This is a genomic window from Curtobacterium sp. MCBD17_021 (assembly GCF_003234525.1).
GTDB lineage: Bacteria > Actinomycetota > Actinomycetes > Actinomycetales > Microbacteriaceae > Curtobacterium.
Genome location: NZ_QKTS01000006.1, coordinates 19,680 through 37,331, shown reverse-complemented (window position 1 = coordinate 37,331; position 17,652 = coordinate 19,680). Strand labels below are relative to the sequence as shown.

Annotated in this window: 17 protein-coding genes and 1 tRNA gene; 10 read left to right on the top strand and 8 right to left on the bottom strand. The window is 71.6% G+C overall.

Going from position 1 to position 17,652, the window contains the following annotated elements:
- Positions 1 to 60 precede the first annotated feature (60 nt).
- From DEI83_RS07250 to DEI83_RS07235, 4 genes are all read left to right on the top strand, one after another.
- Positions 61 to 1,212 (top strand): prephenate dehydrogenase, encoded by a 1,152-nt coding sequence (locus DEI83_RS07250; RefSeq protein ID WP_111081121.1) that lies wholly within the window; start codon positions 61 to 63, stop codon positions 1,210 to 1,212.
- Positions 1,213 to 1,376: 164 nt separating this feature from the next.
- Entirely contained in the window at positions 1,377 to 2,072 is a 696-nt protein-coding gene (cmk, locus tag DEI83_RS07245; protein WP_111081300.1) for a (d)CMP kinase, read from the top strand.
- Between the two features lie 72 nt (positions 2,073 to 2,144).
- Entirely contained in the window at positions 2,145 to 3,665 is a 1,521-nt protein-coding gene (der, locus tag DEI83_RS07240; protein WP_111081120.1) for a ribosome biogenesis GTPase Der, read from the top strand.
- Between the two features lie 210 nt (positions 3,666 to 3,875).
- Positions 3,876 to 4,412 carry a hypothetical protein gene (locus tag DEI83_RS07235; protein ID WP_111081119.1) on the top strand — a complete coding sequence of 179 codons (537 nt, stop codon included), beginning with the start codon at positions 3,876 to 3,878 and terminating at the stop codon, positions 4,410 to 4,412.
- A 55-nt stretch (positions 4,413 to 4,467) separates the two neighbouring features.
- On the opposite strand, the gene DEI83_RS07230 is transcribed toward DEI83_RS07235, so the two are convergent.
- Positions 4,468 to 6,681 carry an ATP-dependent DNA helicase RecQ gene (locus DEI83_RS07230; protein WP_258371092.1) on the bottom strand — a complete coding sequence of 738 codons (2,214 nt, stop codon included), beginning with the start codon at positions 6,679 to 6,681 and terminating at the stop codon, positions 4,468 to 4,470.
- A 127-nt stretch (positions 6,682 to 6,808) separates the two neighbouring features.
- Positions 6,809 to 8,272 carry a hypothetical protein gene (locus tag DEI83_RS07225; protein WP_111081118.1) on the bottom strand — a complete coding sequence of 488 codons (1,464 nt, stop codon included), beginning with the start codon at positions 8,270 to 8,272 and terminating at the stop codon, positions 6,809 to 6,811.
- Between the two features lie 69 nt (positions 8,273 to 8,341).
- On the opposite strand from DEI83_RS07225, the gene DEI83_RS07220 reads away from it, so the two are divergent.
- The 4 genes from DEI83_RS07220 to DEI83_RS07205 all read left to right on the top strand — a co-directional run bounded on the left by DEI83_RS07220 (position 8,342) and on the right by DEI83_RS07205 (position 11,193).
- Positions 8,342 to 9,178: an endonuclease/exonuclease/phosphatase family protein gene (locus DEI83_RS07220; RefSeq protein ID WP_111081117.1), complete on the top strand. Its 837-nt coding sequence runs from the start codon at positions 8,342 to 8,344 to the stop codon at positions 9,176 to 9,178.
- Entirely contained in the window at positions 9,175 to 9,825 is a 651-nt protein-coding gene (locus tag DEI83_RS07215) for a hypothetical protein (RefSeq protein WP_111081116.1), read from the top strand. The genes DEI83_RS07220 and DEI83_RS07215 overlap by 4 nt, the downstream gene beginning before the upstream one ends.
- Before the next feature lie 138 nt (positions 9,826 to 9,963).
- Positions 9,964 to 10,037, top strand: a tRNA-Pro gene (locus DEI83_RS07210).
- A gap of 565 nt (positions 10,038 to 10,602) precedes the next feature.
- Positions 10,603 to 11,193: a MarR family winged helix-turn-helix transcriptional regulator gene (locus DEI83_RS07205; protein ID WP_111081115.1), complete on the top strand. Its 591-nt coding sequence runs from the start codon at positions 10,603 to 10,605 to the stop codon at positions 11,191 to 11,193.
- A gap of 45 nt (positions 11,194 to 11,238) precedes the next feature.
- Here the strand turns inward: DEI83_RS07205 and DEI83_RS07200 are convergent, their stop codons facing one another.
- Positions 11,239 to 12,246 (bottom strand): peptidase, encoded by a 1,008-nt coding sequence (locus DEI83_RS07200; protein ID WP_111081114.1) that lies wholly within the window; start codon positions 12,244 to 12,246, stop codon positions 11,239 to 11,241.
- 115 nt (positions 12,247 to 12,361) lie between these two features.
- Positions 12,362 to 12,901, bottom strand: a complete 540-nt coding sequence (locus DEI83_RS07195; protein WP_111081113.1) for a hypothetical protein — start codon at positions 12,899 to 12,901, stop codon at positions 12,362 to 12,364.
- 442 nt (positions 12,902 to 13,343) lie between these two features.
- Between DEI83_RS07195 and DEI83_RS07190 the strand changes: the two genes are divergently transcribed.
- Positions 13,344 to 13,838, top strand: coding sequence for a hypothetical protein (locus DEI83_RS07190; RefSeq protein ID WP_146243266.1), 495 nt, complete (start codon positions 13,344 to 13,346; stop codon positions 13,836 to 13,838).
- A gap of 182 nt (positions 13,839 to 14,020) precedes the next feature.
- Complete coding sequence (locus DEI83_RS16205) at positions 14,021 to 14,149, top strand: hypothetical protein (RefSeq protein WP_258371091.1); 129 nt, start codon at positions 14,021 to 14,023, stop codon at positions 14,147 to 14,149.
- Positions 14,150 to 14,266: 117 nt separating this feature from the next.
- Here DEI83_RS16205 and rbsD read toward each other — a convergent pair whose 3' ends face one another.
- The 4 genes from rbsD to DEI83_RS07170 are packed head-to-tail and all read right to left on the bottom strand — an operon-like array spanning position 14,267 to position 17,608.
- Positions 14,267 to 14,650, bottom strand: coding sequence for a D-ribose pyranase (gene rbsD, locus DEI83_RS07185; protein ID WP_111081111.1), 384 nt, complete (start codon positions 14,648 to 14,650; stop codon positions 14,267 to 14,269).
- Positions 14,647 to 15,636: a ribokinase gene (locus DEI83_RS07180; RefSeq protein WP_220036759.1), complete on the bottom strand. Its 990-nt coding sequence runs from the start codon at positions 15,634 to 15,636 to the stop codon at positions 14,647 to 14,649. Before DEI83_RS07180 ends, rbsD begins: the two co-directional genes overlap by 4 nt.
- Positions 15,633 to 16,586, bottom strand: a complete 954-nt coding sequence (locus tag DEI83_RS07175; protein ID WP_111081110.1) for a substrate-binding domain-containing protein — start codon at positions 16,584 to 16,586, stop codon at positions 15,633 to 15,635. Before DEI83_RS07175 ends, DEI83_RS07180 begins: the two co-directional genes overlap by 4 nt.
- 50 nt (positions 16,587 to 16,636) lie before the next feature.
- Positions 16,637 to 17,608, bottom strand: a complete 972-nt coding sequence (locus DEI83_RS07170; RefSeq protein WP_110890591.1) for an ABC transporter permease — start codon at positions 17,606 to 17,608, stop codon at positions 16,637 to 16,639.
- Between the last annotated feature and the right edge of the window lie 44 nt (positions 17,609 to 17,652).

The following is a 17,652-nucleotide window of genomic DNA, read 5'->3' as shown; positions in this document are numbered from 1 at the left end:
GTTCTCCACAGGCCCGGCGCAGTCCCGCTGCCGAGCAGCACCCCTCGCTAGGCTTGCCGCGTGACCGACGCCAGCACGAACACCCCCGACGCACCGGTCTCCGTCGACCGCTCGCCGTCGGAGACGGACCGGCGCCTCCGCGGGCCGGTCCGGATCGTCGGCACCGGGCTGCTCGGCGCCTCGATCGGGCTCGCCCTGCGTGACAAGGGGGTGGACGTCGTCCTCGACGACGTGTCCCCGGCCGCGCTGGCGCTCGCCGTCGACTACGGCGCCGGGCGTCGTCCGTCGCCGGGTGACGCGCCGGAGCTCATCGTCGTCGCGGTGCCGCCGGACGTCACGGCCGCCGTCGTCGAACGCGAACTGGCCGCCTTCCCGGACGCTGTCGTCACCGACGTCGCCAGCGTCAAGTCGGGGCCGCTCGAACGGCTCCGTGCCGTCGGCGCCGACGTCTCGCGGTACATCGGCTCGCACCCGATGGCCGGTCGAGAGCGTAGCGGCCCCACCGCCGCCCGGGCCGACCTGTTCATCGGTCGACCGTGGGTGATCGCCGGACACGACGACATCACCTACCACCGAGCTGCCGCGGTGGAGGACCTGGCGCTCGACCTCGGTGCGACCGTCGTCCCGATGGACCCCGAGTCGCACGACCAGGCGGTCGCCGTCGTCTCGCACGTGCCGCAGCTGGTGTCGACGCTGATGGCGTCTCGGCTCCGTGACGCTCCCGGGGAGGCCCTCGGGCTCGCTGGCGGCGGGGTGCGTGACGTCACCCGCATCGCTGCGAGCGACCCCGGTCTCTGGGTACAGATCATCGGGGCGAACGCCGCCCACATCCGACCGGTGCTGACGGACCTGCGGGACGAACTCGACCGGGTGATCGGCGCCCTCGCCGACCCGACGGCCCCCGGATCGCCCCGGAGCCTGGCCGAGATCATCGCATCTGGCAACCGCGGGGTCGAGCGGCTGCCCGGCAAGCACGGCTCCACCACCCGCTTCGCCCGGGTCGTCGTCCTCATCGATGACCGGCCCGGGCAGTTCGCCGCACTCCTCACCACCATCGGGGAGCTCGGCATCAACCTCGAGGACCTGCACCTCGAGCACTCGCCACGGGCGCAGATCGGCATCGCCGAGGTGTCGGTCGTCCCCGAGCACGAACAGCGACTCGTCGAGGAACTCGAGGGTCGCGGATGGAGGATCGCAGCAGCATGGGCCTGAACGACCACGACACCGCACTCGAGTCCGGCGTGACCGGAGGCCCGGACGGGCCCGACGCCGGTCTGCCGACCCCCGCCGACCAGCCCGGCCCGCTCGGCGGTGGGGACGTCACCGGCGGTCCGGACGGTCAGGGCGCCGGTGAACTGGGCTCGACGCGTGACCCGATGCCCGCCGGGCTCCCGGCCGGCGCGTTCGTCGCGAAGGTCGTCATCGCCGTGGACGGTCCCGCCGGCAGCGGCAAGTCGAGCGTGTCCCGTGCTGCGGCCCGGGCGCTCGGCTTCGGGTACCAGGACACCGGCGCGGCCTACCGTGCGCTCGCCTGGCACGCACTGCAGCAGGGCATCGACCTCGACGACCCGACAGCGGTGCTCGCGAGCTGGGACCACTTCGACTACGAGATCGGAACCGATCCCGACGACTACTACGTGCGCGTCGGTGGTGTCGACGTCACCGACGCCATCCGCACGCCCGAGGTCACGGCCGCGGTCGCGCACATCGCGAAGCTGCCCGACGTCCGCGCGAAGCTCGTCTCGCTGTTCCGCCAGGTCATGCGGATGGCCGATGGGCAGGGGATCATCACCGAGGGGCGCGACATCACGACGGTCGTCGCGCCGGACGCCGAAGTCCGCATCCTGTTGACCGCCGACGAATCCGTTAGGATGGCACGTCGGTCGGCAGAGGTCACGACCCAGTCGGCCGAAGAGACCTCGGCCGCCCTCGCCCGTCGGGATGCTGCCGATGCGAAGGTCGTCGACTTCATGAACGCCGCCGACGGCGTCACCACCCTCGACTCCACCGACCTCGACTTCGACCAGACCGTGCAGGCGGTGGTCGATCTGGCCCGCTCGGCCACGAACTGACGACAAGGCGGCCACACGGCCGCAACTGGACCACGAACACGCGGCCGCCCGGCCGCCGGCAAGGAAACCACCATGGCGCAGCTGGACGACCGAAGCGACGACGACTTCCCCGAGTACGACGACTCCCTCGGCGAGCGGCTCGCTGACATCGACGAGGCCGAAGCGGACCAGCGTGCGAGCGCGCTCCGAGCCGGGCTCGAGGACTACGAGCTCGACGACGAGGACATCGCGCTCCTCGAAGCCGGCAAGCTCGGTGTCGACGGGGTCGCGTACCTGCCGGCCCTCCCGGTGCTCGCGATCGTCGGACGGCCGAACGTCGGCAAGTCGCAGCTCGTGAACCGCATCCTCGGCCGCCGTGAAGCCGTCGTGCAGGACACGCCGGGCGTCACGCGAGACCGGGTCAGCTACAAGGCCGAGTGGAACGACAAGCGCTTCACCATCGTCGACACCGGCGGGTGGGAGCCCGACGCGAAGGGCATCAACGCCTCGGTCGCCGCTCAGGCCGAGGTCGCGATCGACCTCGCCGACGCGGTCCTCTTCGTCGTGGACGTCACAGTCGGCATCACCGCGACCGACGAGCACGTCGTCAAGATGCTGCGCGGCACCGACCGCCCCGTGATCGTCGTCGCCAACAAGTCCGACGACGAGCGCCGCGACCTCGAGGCCCACGCGCTGTGGAACCTCGGGCTGGGCGAGCCGCACCCGGTGTCGGCCCTGCACGGTCGCGGTGTCGCAGACCTGCTCGACCTCATCATCGCGACGCTGCCGGACGTGTCCGCGGTCGCGAAGCAGGAGATCGGTGGGCCGCGTCGCGTGGCGATCCTCGGACGCCCGAACGTCGGCAAGAGCTCGCTGCTCAACAAGGCCGCCGGCGAGGAGCGCGTCGTCGTCAACGAGCTCGCGGGGACGACCCGTGACCCGGTCGACGAGCAGATCGAGCTCGGAGGCAAGACCTGGCGCTTCGTCGACACCGCGGGTATCCGCAAGCGCGTGCACATGCAGCAGGGCGCCGACTTCTACGCTTCGCTCCGCACGACGGCCGCGCTGGAGAAGGCCGAGGTCGCCGTCGTCGTCCTCGACGTCACGGAGCCGGTCTCGGTGCAGGACCTCCGCATCATCGACCTCGTGCTCGAGTCCGGACGCGCCCTCGTCCTCGCCTACAACAAATGGGACCTGCTCGACGACGAGCGACGCCGCTACCTCGAGCGCGAGATCGAGCAGGACCTGGCGCACGTCGCCTGGGCTCCTCGTGTGAACATCTCGGCCCGCACCGGTCGTCACCTCGAGAAGCTCGTGCCCGCCCTCGAGACCGCACTCGAGTCGTGGGACACCCGCATCCCGACGGGCAAGGTCAACGCCTTCGTCGCCGAACTCGTGCAGGAGCACCCGCACCCGGTCCGCGGCGGCAAGCAGCCCCGCATCCTGTTCGCCACGCAGGCGTCGAGCCAGCCGCCGACCTTCGTGCTGTTCACGTCGGCGTTCCTCGACCCGCAGTACCGCCGCTTCATCACGCGTCGTCTCCGCGAGGTCTGGGGCTTCGACGGCACGCCGATCGTGGTCAACATGCGCGTCCGCGAGCGCCGGAAGCGCTGACCCCGCAACGGGGAGCCGGAGCGCTCCCCGCGGCACCGGTCATGAACGGCCATCGACGTCACCGCGTTGGTGGCCGTTCGTGTTCTCAGCCGGAGTCGTGCTCCCTGCCGGACCTGTGCTGCCTACCGGGGCAGCGTTACCCACCGGGATACCCGGGAAACCCGGGAGAGCCGCGGCCGGAAGCCGGACTGGATACGGCACGATGGGACGGTGACGCAGCATCTTCCCGCCCTCTCCGTCCGAGCGGACCGTGCGTGGACCCGTCTCCGGCTCGACCGGTTGGCTGGCGGACGTCAGGGCAGCTACGTCATCCGCGAGGACATGCTCGCCCATGCCGACACCGTGCGGTCGTTCCGGTGGATCCGGTGGCTGCTCATCGCCGAGACCGTCGTCGGATTGACCGCGATCGTCGTCGCCGTGGTCCTGACCCGCGCCGGGCAGGACGTTCCGTGGGCGGTCTGGTTCCGCGCGACGGTCGTGCTGCTCATCACCCTGACGCTCTCCGTGTTCGCGTGGCGGGCGCAGCTCGGGTACTACTGGGCGTACCAGCGGCTGCGGCTCTTCAGTCGCATCTTCCCGATCGTGACGTTGGTGATCGCTGCGATCCCGGGCCTCTACCCGTTCTGGATGGTCATCGAGCAGATCGTGTTCTCGGTGCTCATGGTCGGCGTCGGGGACGTCCTGACCAGCGATCACATGCGGACCACTTTCCCGAAGCCGACGCGGGGGGACACTCGGGAGCGCTGACCGCGATCGTCTCGTCCCACTCGTCGCCAACGCATCGTGATCCCGCGTCGGTGGATCAGGCCACCGTGGCGAGCGCGAACGGCAGCACGGCCGACGCACCGGCTCGGCGGAGTTCGCGCCCCGCGACGGTGATCGTCCACCGGCTGTCGACCAGGTCGTCGACGAGCAGCACCGGCCCCTCGTGCGCCTGCAGTGCGGCTGCCAGCTCGGGACCGACCACGAAGGTGTCCCAGACGCCGGACAGTCGGTAGGCGCTGTTCGTCGCACCGTCACCGCGCGGGACGCCGCCGTCGCGGTCGAGGGTCCCGAGGTGCTGCAGCCGCCCGATCGAGGACAGCGCCTGCGCGAGCGAGCCGACGAGCTGCGGGCGGGAGCGCGACGACAGGGCCACCACGCCGGTCGGTCGGACCTCCCACGGCCAGTCCTTCAGCGCGCGGACACAGCCGTCGACGAGTTCCCGCGAGACCGGCCCGTCGGGCGTTCCCGGAGAGAACAGCGCACGGAGCGGCCCGCCCCACCCGAGGTCGGTGAGACGGGCGACCGCACGGCCCGGCGCGACCAGTTCGCCGGCCGGGATCTTCCCCTTCACCGCGACCCCGAGCGACGCCATGCCCGAGGGCCACTGCGCACGCGGGGCGATCTCGACGCCGACCTGGTCGAGCGCGGTCGCGGCGCCGGAGCGGTCGGCGTCGGAGACGTCCGTCGGGTACCAGGCACCGGCGCAGTTGTCGCAGCGGCCGCACGGCTCGGCCGTGGGGTCGTCGAGGTCCTGCTGGAGCAGCTGCATCCGGCACGCGCTGGTCGACTCGTACGCCAGCATCGACGCGGCTTCGGCGGCACGGGCAGCGGCGACACGCTCGTAGCGGGCGGCGTCGTACTCCCACGGGCGGCCGGTCGTGACCCAGCCCCCGCCGACACGACGGACGGCACCGTCGACGTCGAGCACCTTGAGCAGGAGCTCGAGCGTCGAACGCTTGATGTCGACGAGCCCTTCGAGGGCGACGGTCGACATGGCGCTGTCGGGGGAGAGCGCGCCGAGCACGGCCGAGGCGCGCGACTCGGTCGGCATGGACGCGCTCGCGAAGTACTGCCAGATCTCCTGGTCCTCACGTCCGGGCAGCAGCAGCACGTCGGCGTTGTCCGTCGCGCGGCCGGCTCGACCGATCTGCTGGTAGTACGCGACGGGGGAGGAGGGCGCGCCGATGTGCACGACGAAGCCGAGGTCGGGCTTGTCGAACCCCATGCCGAGCGCACTCGTCGCGACCAGTGCCTTCAGCTCGTTGCCCTTCAGCTGCCCTTCGAGCTGTTCGCGTTCCTCGTTGTCGGTGCGGCCCGTGTAGGCGCGGACCGCGTACCCGGACTCGCGCAGCAGGCGGGCGATGTCCTCGGCTGCGGAGACCGTGAGCGTGTAGATGATGCCGCTGCCGGGCAGGTCGCCGAGGTGCGCGAGCAACCAGCCGAGCCGGGCACGGGCATCGGGGAGCGTGAGCACGCCGAGCCGCAGGGAGGCCCGGGCGAGTGACCCGCGGATGGTGAACACCGGAGCGTCCGGGCCGGCGGTGAGTTGCTCGGCGACGTCCTCGACCACGCGCTCGTTCGCGGTCGCCGTCGTCGCGAGCACCGGGACGCCGTGCGGCAGGGAGCGGATGAGCTCGGCCAGGCGCCGGTAGTCCGGCCGGAAGTCGTGCCCCCAATCGGAGATGCAGTGCGCTTCATCGACGACGAGCATCCCCATCCGCCCGATGAGCGCGGGCAGCTGTTCGTCGCGGAACTTCGGGTTGTTGAGCCGCTCGGGGGAGACGAGGAGCACGTCGACCTCGTCGCGGGCGAGGGCGCCCTGCGTCTCGGTCCACTCGTGCGCGTTCGCCGAGTTGATGGACACCGCTCGCACCCCGGCCCGCGCAGCCGCGGCGACCTGGTCCCGCATGAGCGCGAGCAGCGGCGACACGAGCACGGTCGGCCCGCCGCCCCGGCGCCGGAGCAGCAGGGTCGCGAGGAAGTAGACCGCCGACTTGCCCCATCCGGTGCGCTGCACGACGAGGGCACGCTGCCGGTGCTCGACGAGCGCGGAGATCGCCTCGAGTTGTCCCGGGTGGAAGACGGCGTCGACCCGACCGGTCAACGCCTGCAGGGCCTCCTGTGCCTCGGCAGCGATCGCAGCCGATGGTGCCGGACCGGCCGACGGTGCCGCATCCGCGGGGGCGGTCGGACCCGCGGTCGGCGCGACCCCCGCAGCCGGCGGGACGGAGGAAGCAGCAGCTGAACTCATGCCCCCATGCTGTCAGGAGCGACCGACGAACCCGGCCCCTCCCTGGCAGGCTCGGTCGGCGCGCCCGCGCAACGCTCCGCGTCGCCGCTGAGCCGGGCGCGCCAGACTGTGGAGGACCCGCGACCAGTCACTGGTAGGTGACCAGCGACGGGGTCGGCTGCACCTCGGACATCGTCTGCTCCGGCGTCAGCATCGGCGAGTCCTCGTCGTGGAAGTTCTTCCACCCCCAGTGCAGCCCCTCCGGACCGCCCTCGTGCAGCGCCTTCCACGTCGCCTGCTTGTCCGGCTGCGCCCCCTGCCCGTCGACGTGCACGAGCAGGTCGAGCTCCGGGTGCGACGCCAGCGAGCCCCGGTCCGAGATCATCGACAGCCGGAACTGGTGCAGGACGAGCGCCTTCGGCGGCAGTCCCTCGCGCCGGACGAGTCCCGCCAACCACTCCGACACCTCGTTCACCTCGCCAGCGCTGACGGTGCCGATCTGCTCGAGCGGCACCTGGTCCGGCCCGAGTCGCCACTCCGGGTCGAGCGCCAACCAGACGTCGGGTCGCCGCAGCAGGGACTCGTACCGCTTCGCCTGCGACAGGAAGTCACTCCGGCCGGGCTGCAGGTCGATGATCGTCGGCATGCCGGCCTCGTGTGCCGCGTCGACGTACGGCTCGAGCGCGGACACCGGCAGCTCCCGCGAGTAGTCCCCGTCGTCCCCGGCCTCACCGGCCGCGACGGTGGCGATCACCTCGAACGCGGGCGTGACGGGTACGTCCGAGATGCCGCGGTACTCCTGCGCGAGCGTCTTCGCGCGCTCGACGCTCGCCGCCGGGTCCTGTTCGCCGAGCACTCCGAGCACAGGCGCTCCCGGAGCGCCGTACAGGGCCGTGTAGCGGTGCCCGTCGAAGGGCCGTTGGCCGCCGTCACCGATCCGGTACCCGGTCTGCGCGGCCCGCACGACCCACTCGGGGTCACCGAGGCCGGCGAAGGCGGCACCGAGCAGCAGCGTCGGCCGACCCTCCGCTGCGTGCAGCGCACGCACGACGTCACCCGACGCGGCAGGGTCCGACACGCCCGAGGGCATCTCCACCAGCTGAGCACCGGCAGCGCGGGCGATCGCCACCGCAGCGGCGTCCGCTGACCGGTCCGCCACGAGCACCGTCTGCCGGGAGGTCCCTGCCGCCTCCGCACGCTGGCCCGCCTCCGGCGCGTCCCGCTCCGCGACGTCCGTGTCGAGCGAGACGTCGCCGACCGCCTGGTACCAGGACGCGTCGAGTCGTTCGAGCTCGGCGTCGACGGCCTCCGGTCCCGTCCTCACGAGGAGCGCGGGCACGTGTGCGCGGACCGCGGCGCTCGCGGCCCGTCGCACCGCGTCGGCGTCGTCCGCGGGCGCCACGACCGCCCCGGGAGCCGACCGGAACAGCGCTCGACTCGTCCGGATCGACCGTTCCGCTCCTGAGTCCTGCGCGACCACCGTCACGGCATCGGACGCTGCGCGGGCCAAGGTCGGCTGCGGCTCCGGCGCGGCACCCGAACACGCGGTGACGCCAAGGACGAGGCCGGTCACCGCGAGCGCGAGCAGGGAACGAACGGGTCGGGAACGCATCGAGCCACCATAGGAGCCGGACGACCACCAGCCTGGGAACCGGGTCCGTACGGTCGGTAGAACGGGAGCATGCTCCGACAGGCCGACGACCGACCGACCATCGGGCCGGTGTCGCCTCCCGATCTGCACTGCATGACCCTGAACCTGCGTCGTCAGGTACCCCGGCCCGCCGGGCACCCGGACGCCTGGGAGCACCGTCGGGACGCCGTCGTCGCGCTCGTCGCCTCCGAGCAGCCGACCGTGCTCGCCGTCCAGGAGGCCCTGCGCCCGCAGGCGGTGGACCTCGCCACCGGCATCGGCGAACGGTGGGAAGCGGTCCTCCTCGGGCGGGACCGCCACGGCGACGGCGAGGCCGTCGGGGTCCTCGTCGACACCGAGCGCTGCACCGTTGTCGAACGCCGCTCGTGGGCGCTCTCCCGCCGACCGCTCCGCCCCGGTAGTCGTGCCTGGGCCACCGCCTTCCCCCGCCACGTGGTCGGAGTGGTCCTCGACGACCACGCCACCGGAGGACGCTTCCTCGCCCTCGCGACGCACCTCGACGTCGTGTCACCGTGGGCGCGGCTCCGGTCCGCGCAGCTCCTCGGCAGGATCGTGGCCGAATCCGGGCTGCCGGCCGTCGTGATGGCCGACTTCAACGCCGCCGCCGGGTCGGCGCCGTGGCGCGCGCTGGCGGACGCAGGCGTCCCCGACACCTGGGGGCGGGCCTCCCGTCCGGAGACGTCGGAAGTCGGGACGTACGCCGCCTACCGGGAGCCCCGCGCCGACCGGCCGCGCATCGACGGTGTGCTCGCGACCGAGGACGCCGTCGTGTCCCGCGTCGCCGTGTCCACCAGACGGCCCGGGGGAGTGTGGCCCTCGGACCACCTCGCCGTGCACGCCGTCCTGTCGTTCGGAACGAGCGCGTGATCGCCACCCTCGGGCTGACGTTCCTCCGCCGACCGCACGGCGCCGTCTGGGCCGCCGACGTGCTCCGGATCGTGACGCTCGTCAGCGTGCCCGTCGCCGCCGTCGGGTGGGGCGCGGTGGCGTTCGCCGTGATGGCGCTCGCACTCCTCGGCGCCGTCGTCCCGCGCATGCTCGGACTCCGCCCGACGTTCGACGCGGCCGTCGTCCTGCTGAGCCTGGTCGCCGCGTGGAGCAGCATGCTCGACTGGTACACGACCGTGTTCCTGTGGGACAAGGTCGTCCACGTCATCCTGGTCGGGCTGCTCGCCGGACTGCTGTACGTCATCGCCTCGGACGCCGGGGTCATCGCCTCGGCCCCGCGCGCCGGGGTGTTGCTCTCCGCCCTCGTGGCGCTCGCCGCGGGGATGGCGATCGGATCGGTGTGGGAGATCGGCGAGTGGCTCGGGCACAACTTCGTCGATGACACGATCTACGTCGGGTACGACGACACCATCGGGGACCTGGCGGCGGACGGGCTCGGGGCGTTGCTCGCCGGGTTCGCGCTGCCGTGGCTGGCCCGGGAGCGGCGGGTCGTCCGACCTGGTCACGCTGCCCAGGGTGTCGGCGCTCGCCGCGAGGGCACGTCGGCGCTGCACCCCCAGGGCTGACGCGCGCGGGCTGCGGTCCGTGGCGCGGTGGGGCTCGCGCTTCCGCTATGCTGGATGGGCTGCTCCGCGCTCGGTCGGGTGGGGAGCAGGGCCTGCAGCGTCCTTCGTGGACGCGGGGTCTGGGTCCGTACGGACTCACGGGCTGTGGCGCAGCTTGGTAGCGCACTTGACTGGGGGTCAAGGGGTCGCAGGTTCAAATCCTGTCAGCCCGACCGAACCGAACCGAAGAGCCCCGACAGGACCGTAGTTCTGTCGGGGCTCTTTCCGCGTGATCGGGGCGACGCGAGAGAGATGAAGCGCTCCGATCACAGCCTCGTTCCCGAGGATCGAGGCGTTCACCTCCTCCCTGCGGCGCCGTCGCGTCTTCGTGGTTGTGCCGTCGACCGGTGTCACCGCGGAGGACAGGCGCCGCCGAGCGGGACGATGCGAACACATCGTTCGACACGCGAAACGTACACTCCCACAAATGTTCAGTTGCGCGAATCGTTCTCTTTGTGAAAGATATGGGTGTCCGGGCATCGACGACCGGACACCGAGCAGGAGAAGGTGGCGAGGAACATGCACAGCACGTACCAGGGGATGCCCCGAACGTCAGACCTGGCCGGTATGCACCGGCGTTTCGGACTCACGGATCCGACGACGATCGAGACGTACGCTTCTCGCCGCGCCGAAGACCCGTCGCTGCTCAGCGCGAGCACGGGACCGTCGTACGCCGACTTCTTCGCGGCACCCGCGGTCTAGCTCGAGCCGCTCGTCCCACTCAATGGAGGTCCCATCGTGCCGCTGACCGTCGTCCGCCGGGAGCACATGCACCTCTACGCGCGGGAGCCGCGGTCGCGTGCGGCGAAGAACGCGGTCGAGGCCCTGCTGCGCCTGCAGCACGCTGAGGAACAGCAACTCGAACAGGCGCGCAAGGAATCCGGTCTGTCGAAGAACGAGTTCCACGCGGTCCGGTACATGCTGCAGGCGCATCGTGATGGGCGTCTGATGGGACCGAAGGACCTGGCCGTCATGCTCAACGTCTCGAACGCCTCGGTCACGAAGATCGTCGACGGGCTCGTCGCGAAGGGGGACTTCGTCAGGGAGCCGCACCCCACGGATCGTCGGGCGCAGGTCCTGGAGCCGACGGTGCAGGCAGCGCAGAAGATCGACGACGCGTACGCCCGCTACCACCGGGTCGTCGTCGAGGTCATCGACCACCTGCCCAAGGAGGACAACGACGTCCTCAGTCATGTGCTCGAGCAGGTGACGACCGCCCTCCTCGACGCCGATCCGTCGCCGGCGTTCGAGGACGAGTACGCGATCGAAGAGGTGGACGAGGACGACGGAGTCGGTGACGACGGTGGTGATCGCCGCACCCTCACCTGAGGAGGCGGGCCCCGTTCGACGCAACGGTGTGCTCCGGGTCGCGGATCAGGTGTGTGGACGTGCGTCCGCCACCACCGACGCACGAGCACCCTGGCCAGGAGTGCCGCCCGTCCGTCGGCGCCGCACGAGGAGGGTGACCAGGAGCGCGAGGGCCGCCGTGACCCCTGCGGCGGCGGCAGCGACGGCGATCGGACTCGGAGCGGGGGCAGCGACGGCGCGGACCGGGAGGACGACCGTCGCCGAAGCCGTCCGCGATGACGTGCCGCTGGAGAGGGCCGCGGTCGCATGCCATCCCCCGCCTGGCAGGTCGGGGTCGACGGTGAACACAACCGTGCTCGTGTCACCCGGGGCGATGGTCGTGGCGGAGGAGGTGTTGAACGGACCGGCGGTGAGGCCGCCCTTGACGAGGCGGAGCTGCCCGGTGAGGTCGACGGCCACGCTGCCGGTGTTCCGGACCGTGGCGATCACCCCGGTCGCACCGTCGTGGTCGGCGGCGGCGAGGTCCTCGATCTCGAAGGCGGGCCGTGCTGAGCCGTTGCCGACGTTGACGTACATGCGGATGCCGGCTCGGTTGACGGTGTCCACCGAGCCGGAGGGTGATGTCGCCTGGACTGCAGCCCAGATGGCGCCGTAGCGTTCCCCGCTCGCGGCGGAACGGGGAACGGCGATCTCGGCGTCGACCCTCTCCGTCTCGTCCGGCGACAGGACGATCTCGGTCTTCGCGAGCGAGGTCCATCGAGCGAGGTCGTTCGTCGCCTCGGCGGCCTCACCGACGAAGGCGCCGTCACGGATGGTGGCGGCACCGGGGTAGAGCGTCACCACCTGGACATCCCGGGAGGTGTTGCTGACCTCGACGGTACGGCGGACCGTGCCGCCGACGTCCGGGTTCGCGATCAGGTAGGCGCGGTCCTGCGCAGAGGTCGTCCTGCTCCCGTCCGGGACGAGACGGACACCGACCCCGCCGTCCTGGTCCGTGCTGGCGGATGCCGGGGTGACGGCACCGAGCGTGCAGGCGATCACCGCTGCTGTTGTGAGGACGATGGCGGAACGCACGAGGGGACCTTTCGAGGAGCGCGAGGAACGCGAGGAGAGCAAGGGATGGCCGGGGCGGAGGAACCCGAATCCTCCACCCCGGCCTGGGCAGTCCCGAAACTGCCCGGTCAGGGGGTCAGAGGACCGAGTGCGTCACCGTGGCGCGGTAGTCGTCGGCTGCGAGGGCATCGGACGGTACGGCGAGTTCGAGGGCCGCGGACCAGGACGCGCTGTTGTTCCCGGTGACGTCGGTGGCGGTCTGCACAGCGGCGCCCTGCGCGGATCCGGTGACCGGGGCGCTCGTCGTGACGGTGGCGGTGCCGGTCTTCGAAGCGGCCGAGGGCGTGTAGGTGAACTCGTCCGCAGCGACCTTGCGGCTCGAGTCCGCGGTGGAGACGAACTCGGAGACGCTGACCGAGGCGGTCCAGCCGAGGACGCCCGCGCGGGTGTCGCTGACGGTGACGGCGGCCACGGCGGCCTGGCTCGTCGTGCCGGGGTCGACGGCCGGGAACGCCACGGTCCCCGGTGCGGAGATGGACAGGGTGCCGCCGTTGACGGCTGCGGTCGCGGTGGTCGAGCTCTCGGCGGCACTCGCGGAGGAGGCGGTGAGGACGGCCGCGCCGGCTGCCAGGAGGACGGCAGTGGTCGCGGCGCTGATCCGGGTGATGGTGCGCATGTGATGGGCCTTCGAGTGTGGGGTGGTCGGAAGGGACGAGCGGGAGCACGCACTCCCGGGTGTGCTGGAAGTGCTCCCGCTCGGTGTCCGCCCGCATCCGTTCGTCGTCCGTGATGCCCGGTGCGGGTGACGAGTGAACGGTAGGTCGGGCTGCCGGAACCTGTATGTACCCAAAGCAGGTGTGGCTCGGTAGTGGACGGGGGGAGACGAAGCGTTCCACCGAGAGCGTGGTGTGCGCAGGATCATGAGGAGTCCGTTGTCAAGCCCCAGATGTGGAGCGCGGGGGTGCTGACGACCGTGCTGTACTCTCGCCGTTCAGACCACGGACGGTCCACGTTCACCTCGTGCTCGACTCGGTCATGAGTCACCGCGGTCGTCGTCCACACCCGTCGGCGGCACGCGCGATCGCATGCTCACACTGCTCCCCACCAGAGGCTCCGCCATGATCCACAGACTCTCCGCCGCACTGTGGCGAGAACGCGCCGCACTGACCAGCGTGGCCGACCAGCTCGATCAGCTCCGCGACGTCGTCGAAGAGCGCTCCCTGGCCGAGGCAGCTGCCCTCCTGCCGCAACTCGAACCGCTCCTCGACGCCGTCCGGTTCCTCACGCTGGAACGGGACCTCCTCGTCTGCGGCATCGCCGATGACTGGGAGATCCCGGCCCCGGACCTCCTCGTCCTGGCCGCGAACGCGCCGACCCCGACGTGGGGGGAGCTGCTCACGTTGCACGTCTGTGCCATGCACGAGACCGCACTGCGCATGGAGGCCGCCGGTCGACGTATCGAAGCGGTGCTCGCCGCGATGCACCTCGACGTCCTCCCTGCTCGTTGGCCGCACGCCACCTACCCTGCGTCGTACCTGTCGGCCGGCGGGCACGGGCCGGCGATGCCGCTGCGGCGTGCGTCGTGGAGCGGGGCGGCCCACGACGTGGCGTGACGGGTCCGGCGCACGTCGGACGGTCTCGCTGTCGGCGGATTCGGCTTCTCCTGACCACCCGATGTCAGGGGGACTGTCGAGTTCGGGTAGGGCCTGGTCCCGTCGGCTCGGGCGCCGGTCTGGCGACGGATGCCGTCGGACTGGCACTGCGCCGTGCAGCCGTCTGCGGCGCGCGGGCACCGGTGGCGGACACGGACGCGACGAACACGGCCTCGCGGCGTGTCCTCGAGGCGAACGGCCTGGTGGAGGTCGATGGCCGTGGGGCACTCGTGTTCTACCGACGAGAGTTGCCCGAGCAGGGCGACGGCTGACCTCGCGCCTGACCGGGCCCTGGTCGAGCGCCGTCGGGCCGCCAGGGCGAAGCCCCTCGGGACAGCGCGGAAGCGGCGGCAGTCCCGGCCGAGGGGATGACCCGGCCGGGACCCCGGTCAGAACGGCACGCCGCAGACGAGCACGGCGTTCGCGAACGCCGTGGCTTCGCCGGTCCGGACGAACAGACGCGCGTCCGCCGACAGCGCCTTGAGCTCCTCGTGCGACACCGCACGTCGCTCCGGGAACCGGTCGGCGAGCCACCCGTCGGCCTCCGTACCGGCAGCCTCGATCGCGGCGATGCACTCCTGGAAGACGGCGTCCCCGAGCAGGGCGTCGAGGACGTCCACGAACCGGGGGACCCCGTGCACGAGCGCGAGGTCGACGACCGGCACGCCGGGTGGGATCGGCAGGCCGCAGTCCGCGACGACGACCAGGTCGCCGTGGCCGAGCCGGCTGAGACCGGCGTTCAGCTCGGCGTTGAGGATGCCGCCCTTCTTCACGATGCACCCCCGGCCGGAGCGGCCGGAGCAGCCGGATCAGCCTGAGCAGCCGACTCGTGCGGCAGATCGACCGAGGGCAGCACGTCGTCCAGCGTCGGGTAGGACGGCTGCGTCCCGGCCCCCTGGACGGCGAACGCCCCGACCCGGACGGCCTGCCGTGCGGCGTCGAGCAGGGAGTCCCCGGCCGCGAGCCCGGCGGCGAGGGCACCGACGAATGCGTCACCGGCACCCGACGAGTCGACCGCGGTCACCCGGGGGGACGGGACAGCGACGAGGTCGTCCGTCCCGTCCGCCACGAGCGCACCCCGTGCACCGAGCGTCACGACGACGCTCCGCACACCGAGCCCCCGCAGCGCGGCGACCAGTGCGGGCTCGTCCGCCGGGACCTCCGCACCGGGGTCGAGCTGCGCGAGGACGAGCGCTGCCTCGTGCTCGTTCACCACGAGCGGGTCGGCCGCGAGCACGACCTCCCGGTCGACCGGCACGACGGGCGCCAGGTTGAGCAGCACCCGTCCGGACGCGAGTTCCGCGGCGGCGGCGATGCCGTCCGCCGGGATCTCGCCCTGCAGGACGACCACCGCGGCGGACGCGACGACCGAGGCGGAGGCGAGGAGGGCCTCCCGGTCGGTGGCGCTGTTGGCGCCCGGGACGACGACGATCGTGTTCTCGCCGCTCCGGTCGACGGTGACGGTCGCGAGACCGGTGGGGGCGTCGACGGCACGGACGTGCGTGACGTCGACCCCGCTGTCGGCCAGGAGGCTCGTGGCGACCTGCACCGAGCCGTCCCGTCCGACGCTCCCCACCATCGCGGTGGTCGCGCCGCGACGGGCGGCGGCGACAGCCTGGTTGGCGCCCTTGCCGCCGGGCAGCAGGGACATGGAGGTCGCGACGAGGGTCTCGCCGGGCGACGGGTGCCGCTCGACGGTCACGACCTGGTCGACGTTGAGCGAACCCACGACGACCACGGTTCCGGTGGTGCGGCTCACTTGGTGAAGTCTCCGACGTTGCTCTTGGTCACCGAGACGACCGGGACCTGGACGGTCTTCTCGGCCTTGCCCGAGGCGGCCTTGATCGCCTGGTCGACCGCGAGGGCACCGAGCTTCGCCGGCTGCTGGGCGACGGTGCTGCTGAGCGTGCCGTCCTCGATCGCGCTGAGACCGTCGGCCTCGCCGTCGAACCCGGCGACCTTGACGTCCTTGCCCGCCTTCCCACCGAGCGCCTTGATCGCGCCGAGGGCCATCTCGTCGTTCTCGGCGAAGACACCGACGACGTCGGGGTGTGCCTGCAGCAGGTTCGTCGTGACGTCGAGGGCGGTGGCGCGGTCGAAGTTCGCGGTCTGCTTGCCGACGACCGTGATTCCGGGGTACGCCTTGATGCCCTCGGCGAAGCCCTTGCCGCGGTCACGGCTGGCGGAGGTGCCGGCCTGGCCCTGCAGGACGAGGATCTCGCCCTTCTCGCCGATGGCCTTCGCCAGGTCATCGGCGGCCTGCTTGCCACCGGCGACGTTGTCGCTCGCGATGAAGGAGTCGACGTCGGCGCCGTTGACGGTGCGGTCCACGGCGATGACGGGGATGTCGGCCTTGTTGAGCGCGGTCACGCTCGGGCCGGCGGCGTCGGAGTCGACCGGGTTGACGATGACGGCGTCGGTGCTGCCGCTCGAGGCGGTCTGCAGCTGGTTCGCCTGCTGCGCGGAGTCGTTCTGGGCGTCCACGACGTCGAGCGTGACGCCCTGCTTCTTCGCCTCGGCCTTGGCTCCGTCGCGGACCTCGACGAAGAACGGGTTGTTGAGCGTGGACAGGGCGAGCGTCACCTTGGTGTCGCTGCCGCCGCCGGCCGCGCCGCTGGTGCTCGTGCGGTTGCACCCGGCGGTGCCGAGGACGACCAGGCCGGCGACGACGCCGACGGTGGCGACCTTCTGGAAGGAGGAGAACTTCATCGTTGGTTCCTTAGTGCTGGTGGTGTGGGGGAGGGGGGAGGAGTGGGAGGTCAGCTGCTGCGCGTCTTGCGGCGCAGGACGTCGAAGCCGACGGCGACCGCGATCACCAGGCCGATGACGACCTGCTGCCAGAACGAGCTGACGTTGAGCAGGTTCAGGCCGTTGCGGATGACGACGAGGACGAGTGCACCGATGAACGTGCCGGAGATGCGACCGACACCACCGGCGAGCGAGGCGCCACCGATGACGACCGAGGCGATCGCGTCGAGTTCGTACCCGCTGGCGGCCTGCGGCTGCGCCGAGTCGAGGCGGCCTGCGAGCAGGAGGCCGGCGAGTGCGGCGAACAGGCCGGACAGGGCGAAGACGACGACGACGATGCGCTTGACCGGCAGGCCCGACAGGCGTGCGGCCTCGGCGTTGCCGCCGACCGCGTACATGCTGCGGCCGATGACGGTGCGGTTGAGGATGAACGAGGCGACGAGGGCGGCGAGCACCAGGACGATGATCGGCACCGGCACCGGGCCGATGTCACTGCCGAGGAACGACACCTGGGGGGAGGTCGGGACCGGCTTGCCGTCGGAGAGCACGAGGGTCAGGCCGCGGGCGACGCTGAGCATGGCGAGGGTCGCGATGAATGACGGCAGCTTGCCGTAGGCGCTCGCGAGGCCGTTCACGACGCCGGTGGCGAGTCCCGCGACGAGCCCGCCGACGAGGGCGAGCCAGCCGGGCAGCCCCGCGGTGGCGAAGAACCAGCCGGAGACCATGGCGGACAGGGCGGCGACCGACCCGACGGACAGGTCGATGCCGCCGGCGACGATGACGAACGTCACGCCGAACGCGAGCACGGCCACGGTCGACACCTGGATGCCGATGTTGAGGAGGTTCCGGCCGGTGAGGAAGTCGGGCGTCGCGATGAAGAGCGCGATGCAGAGCACGACGAGGCCGACGAGGGCGCCGTTGTTCGCGAGGAACTTCGTGAACGAGGAGGACCGCGACGGGGCCTTCACAGTGGTCGATGACATGCGGGTGCTTTCTGGGAGGTACTGCGCTGTACGCGGGGGAGGGG

What these genes read in the sequence shown, in the direction of transcription:
- cmk (WP_111081300.1), top strand. Translation starts at nt 1,377, where the DNA reads ATGCCCGCCGGGCTCCCGGCCGGCGCGTTCGTCGCGAAGGTCGTCATC.
- der (WP_111081120.1), top strand. Translation starts at nt 2,145, where the DNA reads ATGGCGCAGCTGGACGACCGAAGCGACGACGACTTCCCCGAGTACGAC.
- DEI83_RS07230 (WP_258371092.1), bottom strand. Translation starts at nt 6,681, where the DNA reads ATGAGTTCAGCTGCTGCTTCCTCCGTCCCGCCGGCTGCGGGGGTCGCG.
- DEI83_RS07225 (WP_111081118.1), bottom strand. Translation starts at nt 8,272, where the DNA reads ATGCGTTCCCGACCCGTTCGTTCCCTGCTCGCGCTCGCGGTGACCGGC.
- DEI83_RS07220 (WP_111081117.1), top strand. Translation starts at nt 8,342, where the DNA reads ATGCTCCGACAGGCCGACGACCGACCGACCATCGGGCCGGTGTCGCCT.
- DEI83_RS07195 (WP_111081113.1), bottom strand. Translation starts at nt 12,901, where the DNA reads ATGCGCACCATCACCCGGATCAGCGCCGCGACCACTGCCGTCCTCCTG.
- DEI83_RS07190 (WP_146243266.1), top strand. Translation starts at nt 13,344, where the DNA reads ATGATCCACAGACTCTCCGCCGCACTGTGGCGAGAACGCGCCGCACTG.
- DEI83_RS07175 (WP_111081110.1), bottom strand. Translation starts at nt 16,586, where the DNA reads ATGAAGTTCTCCTCCTTCCAGAAGGTCGCCACCGTCGGCGTCGTCGCC.
- DEI83_RS07170 (WP_110890591.1), bottom strand. Translation starts at nt 17,608, where the DNA reads ATGTCATCGACCACTGTGAAGGCCCCGTCGCGGTCCTCCTCGTTCACG.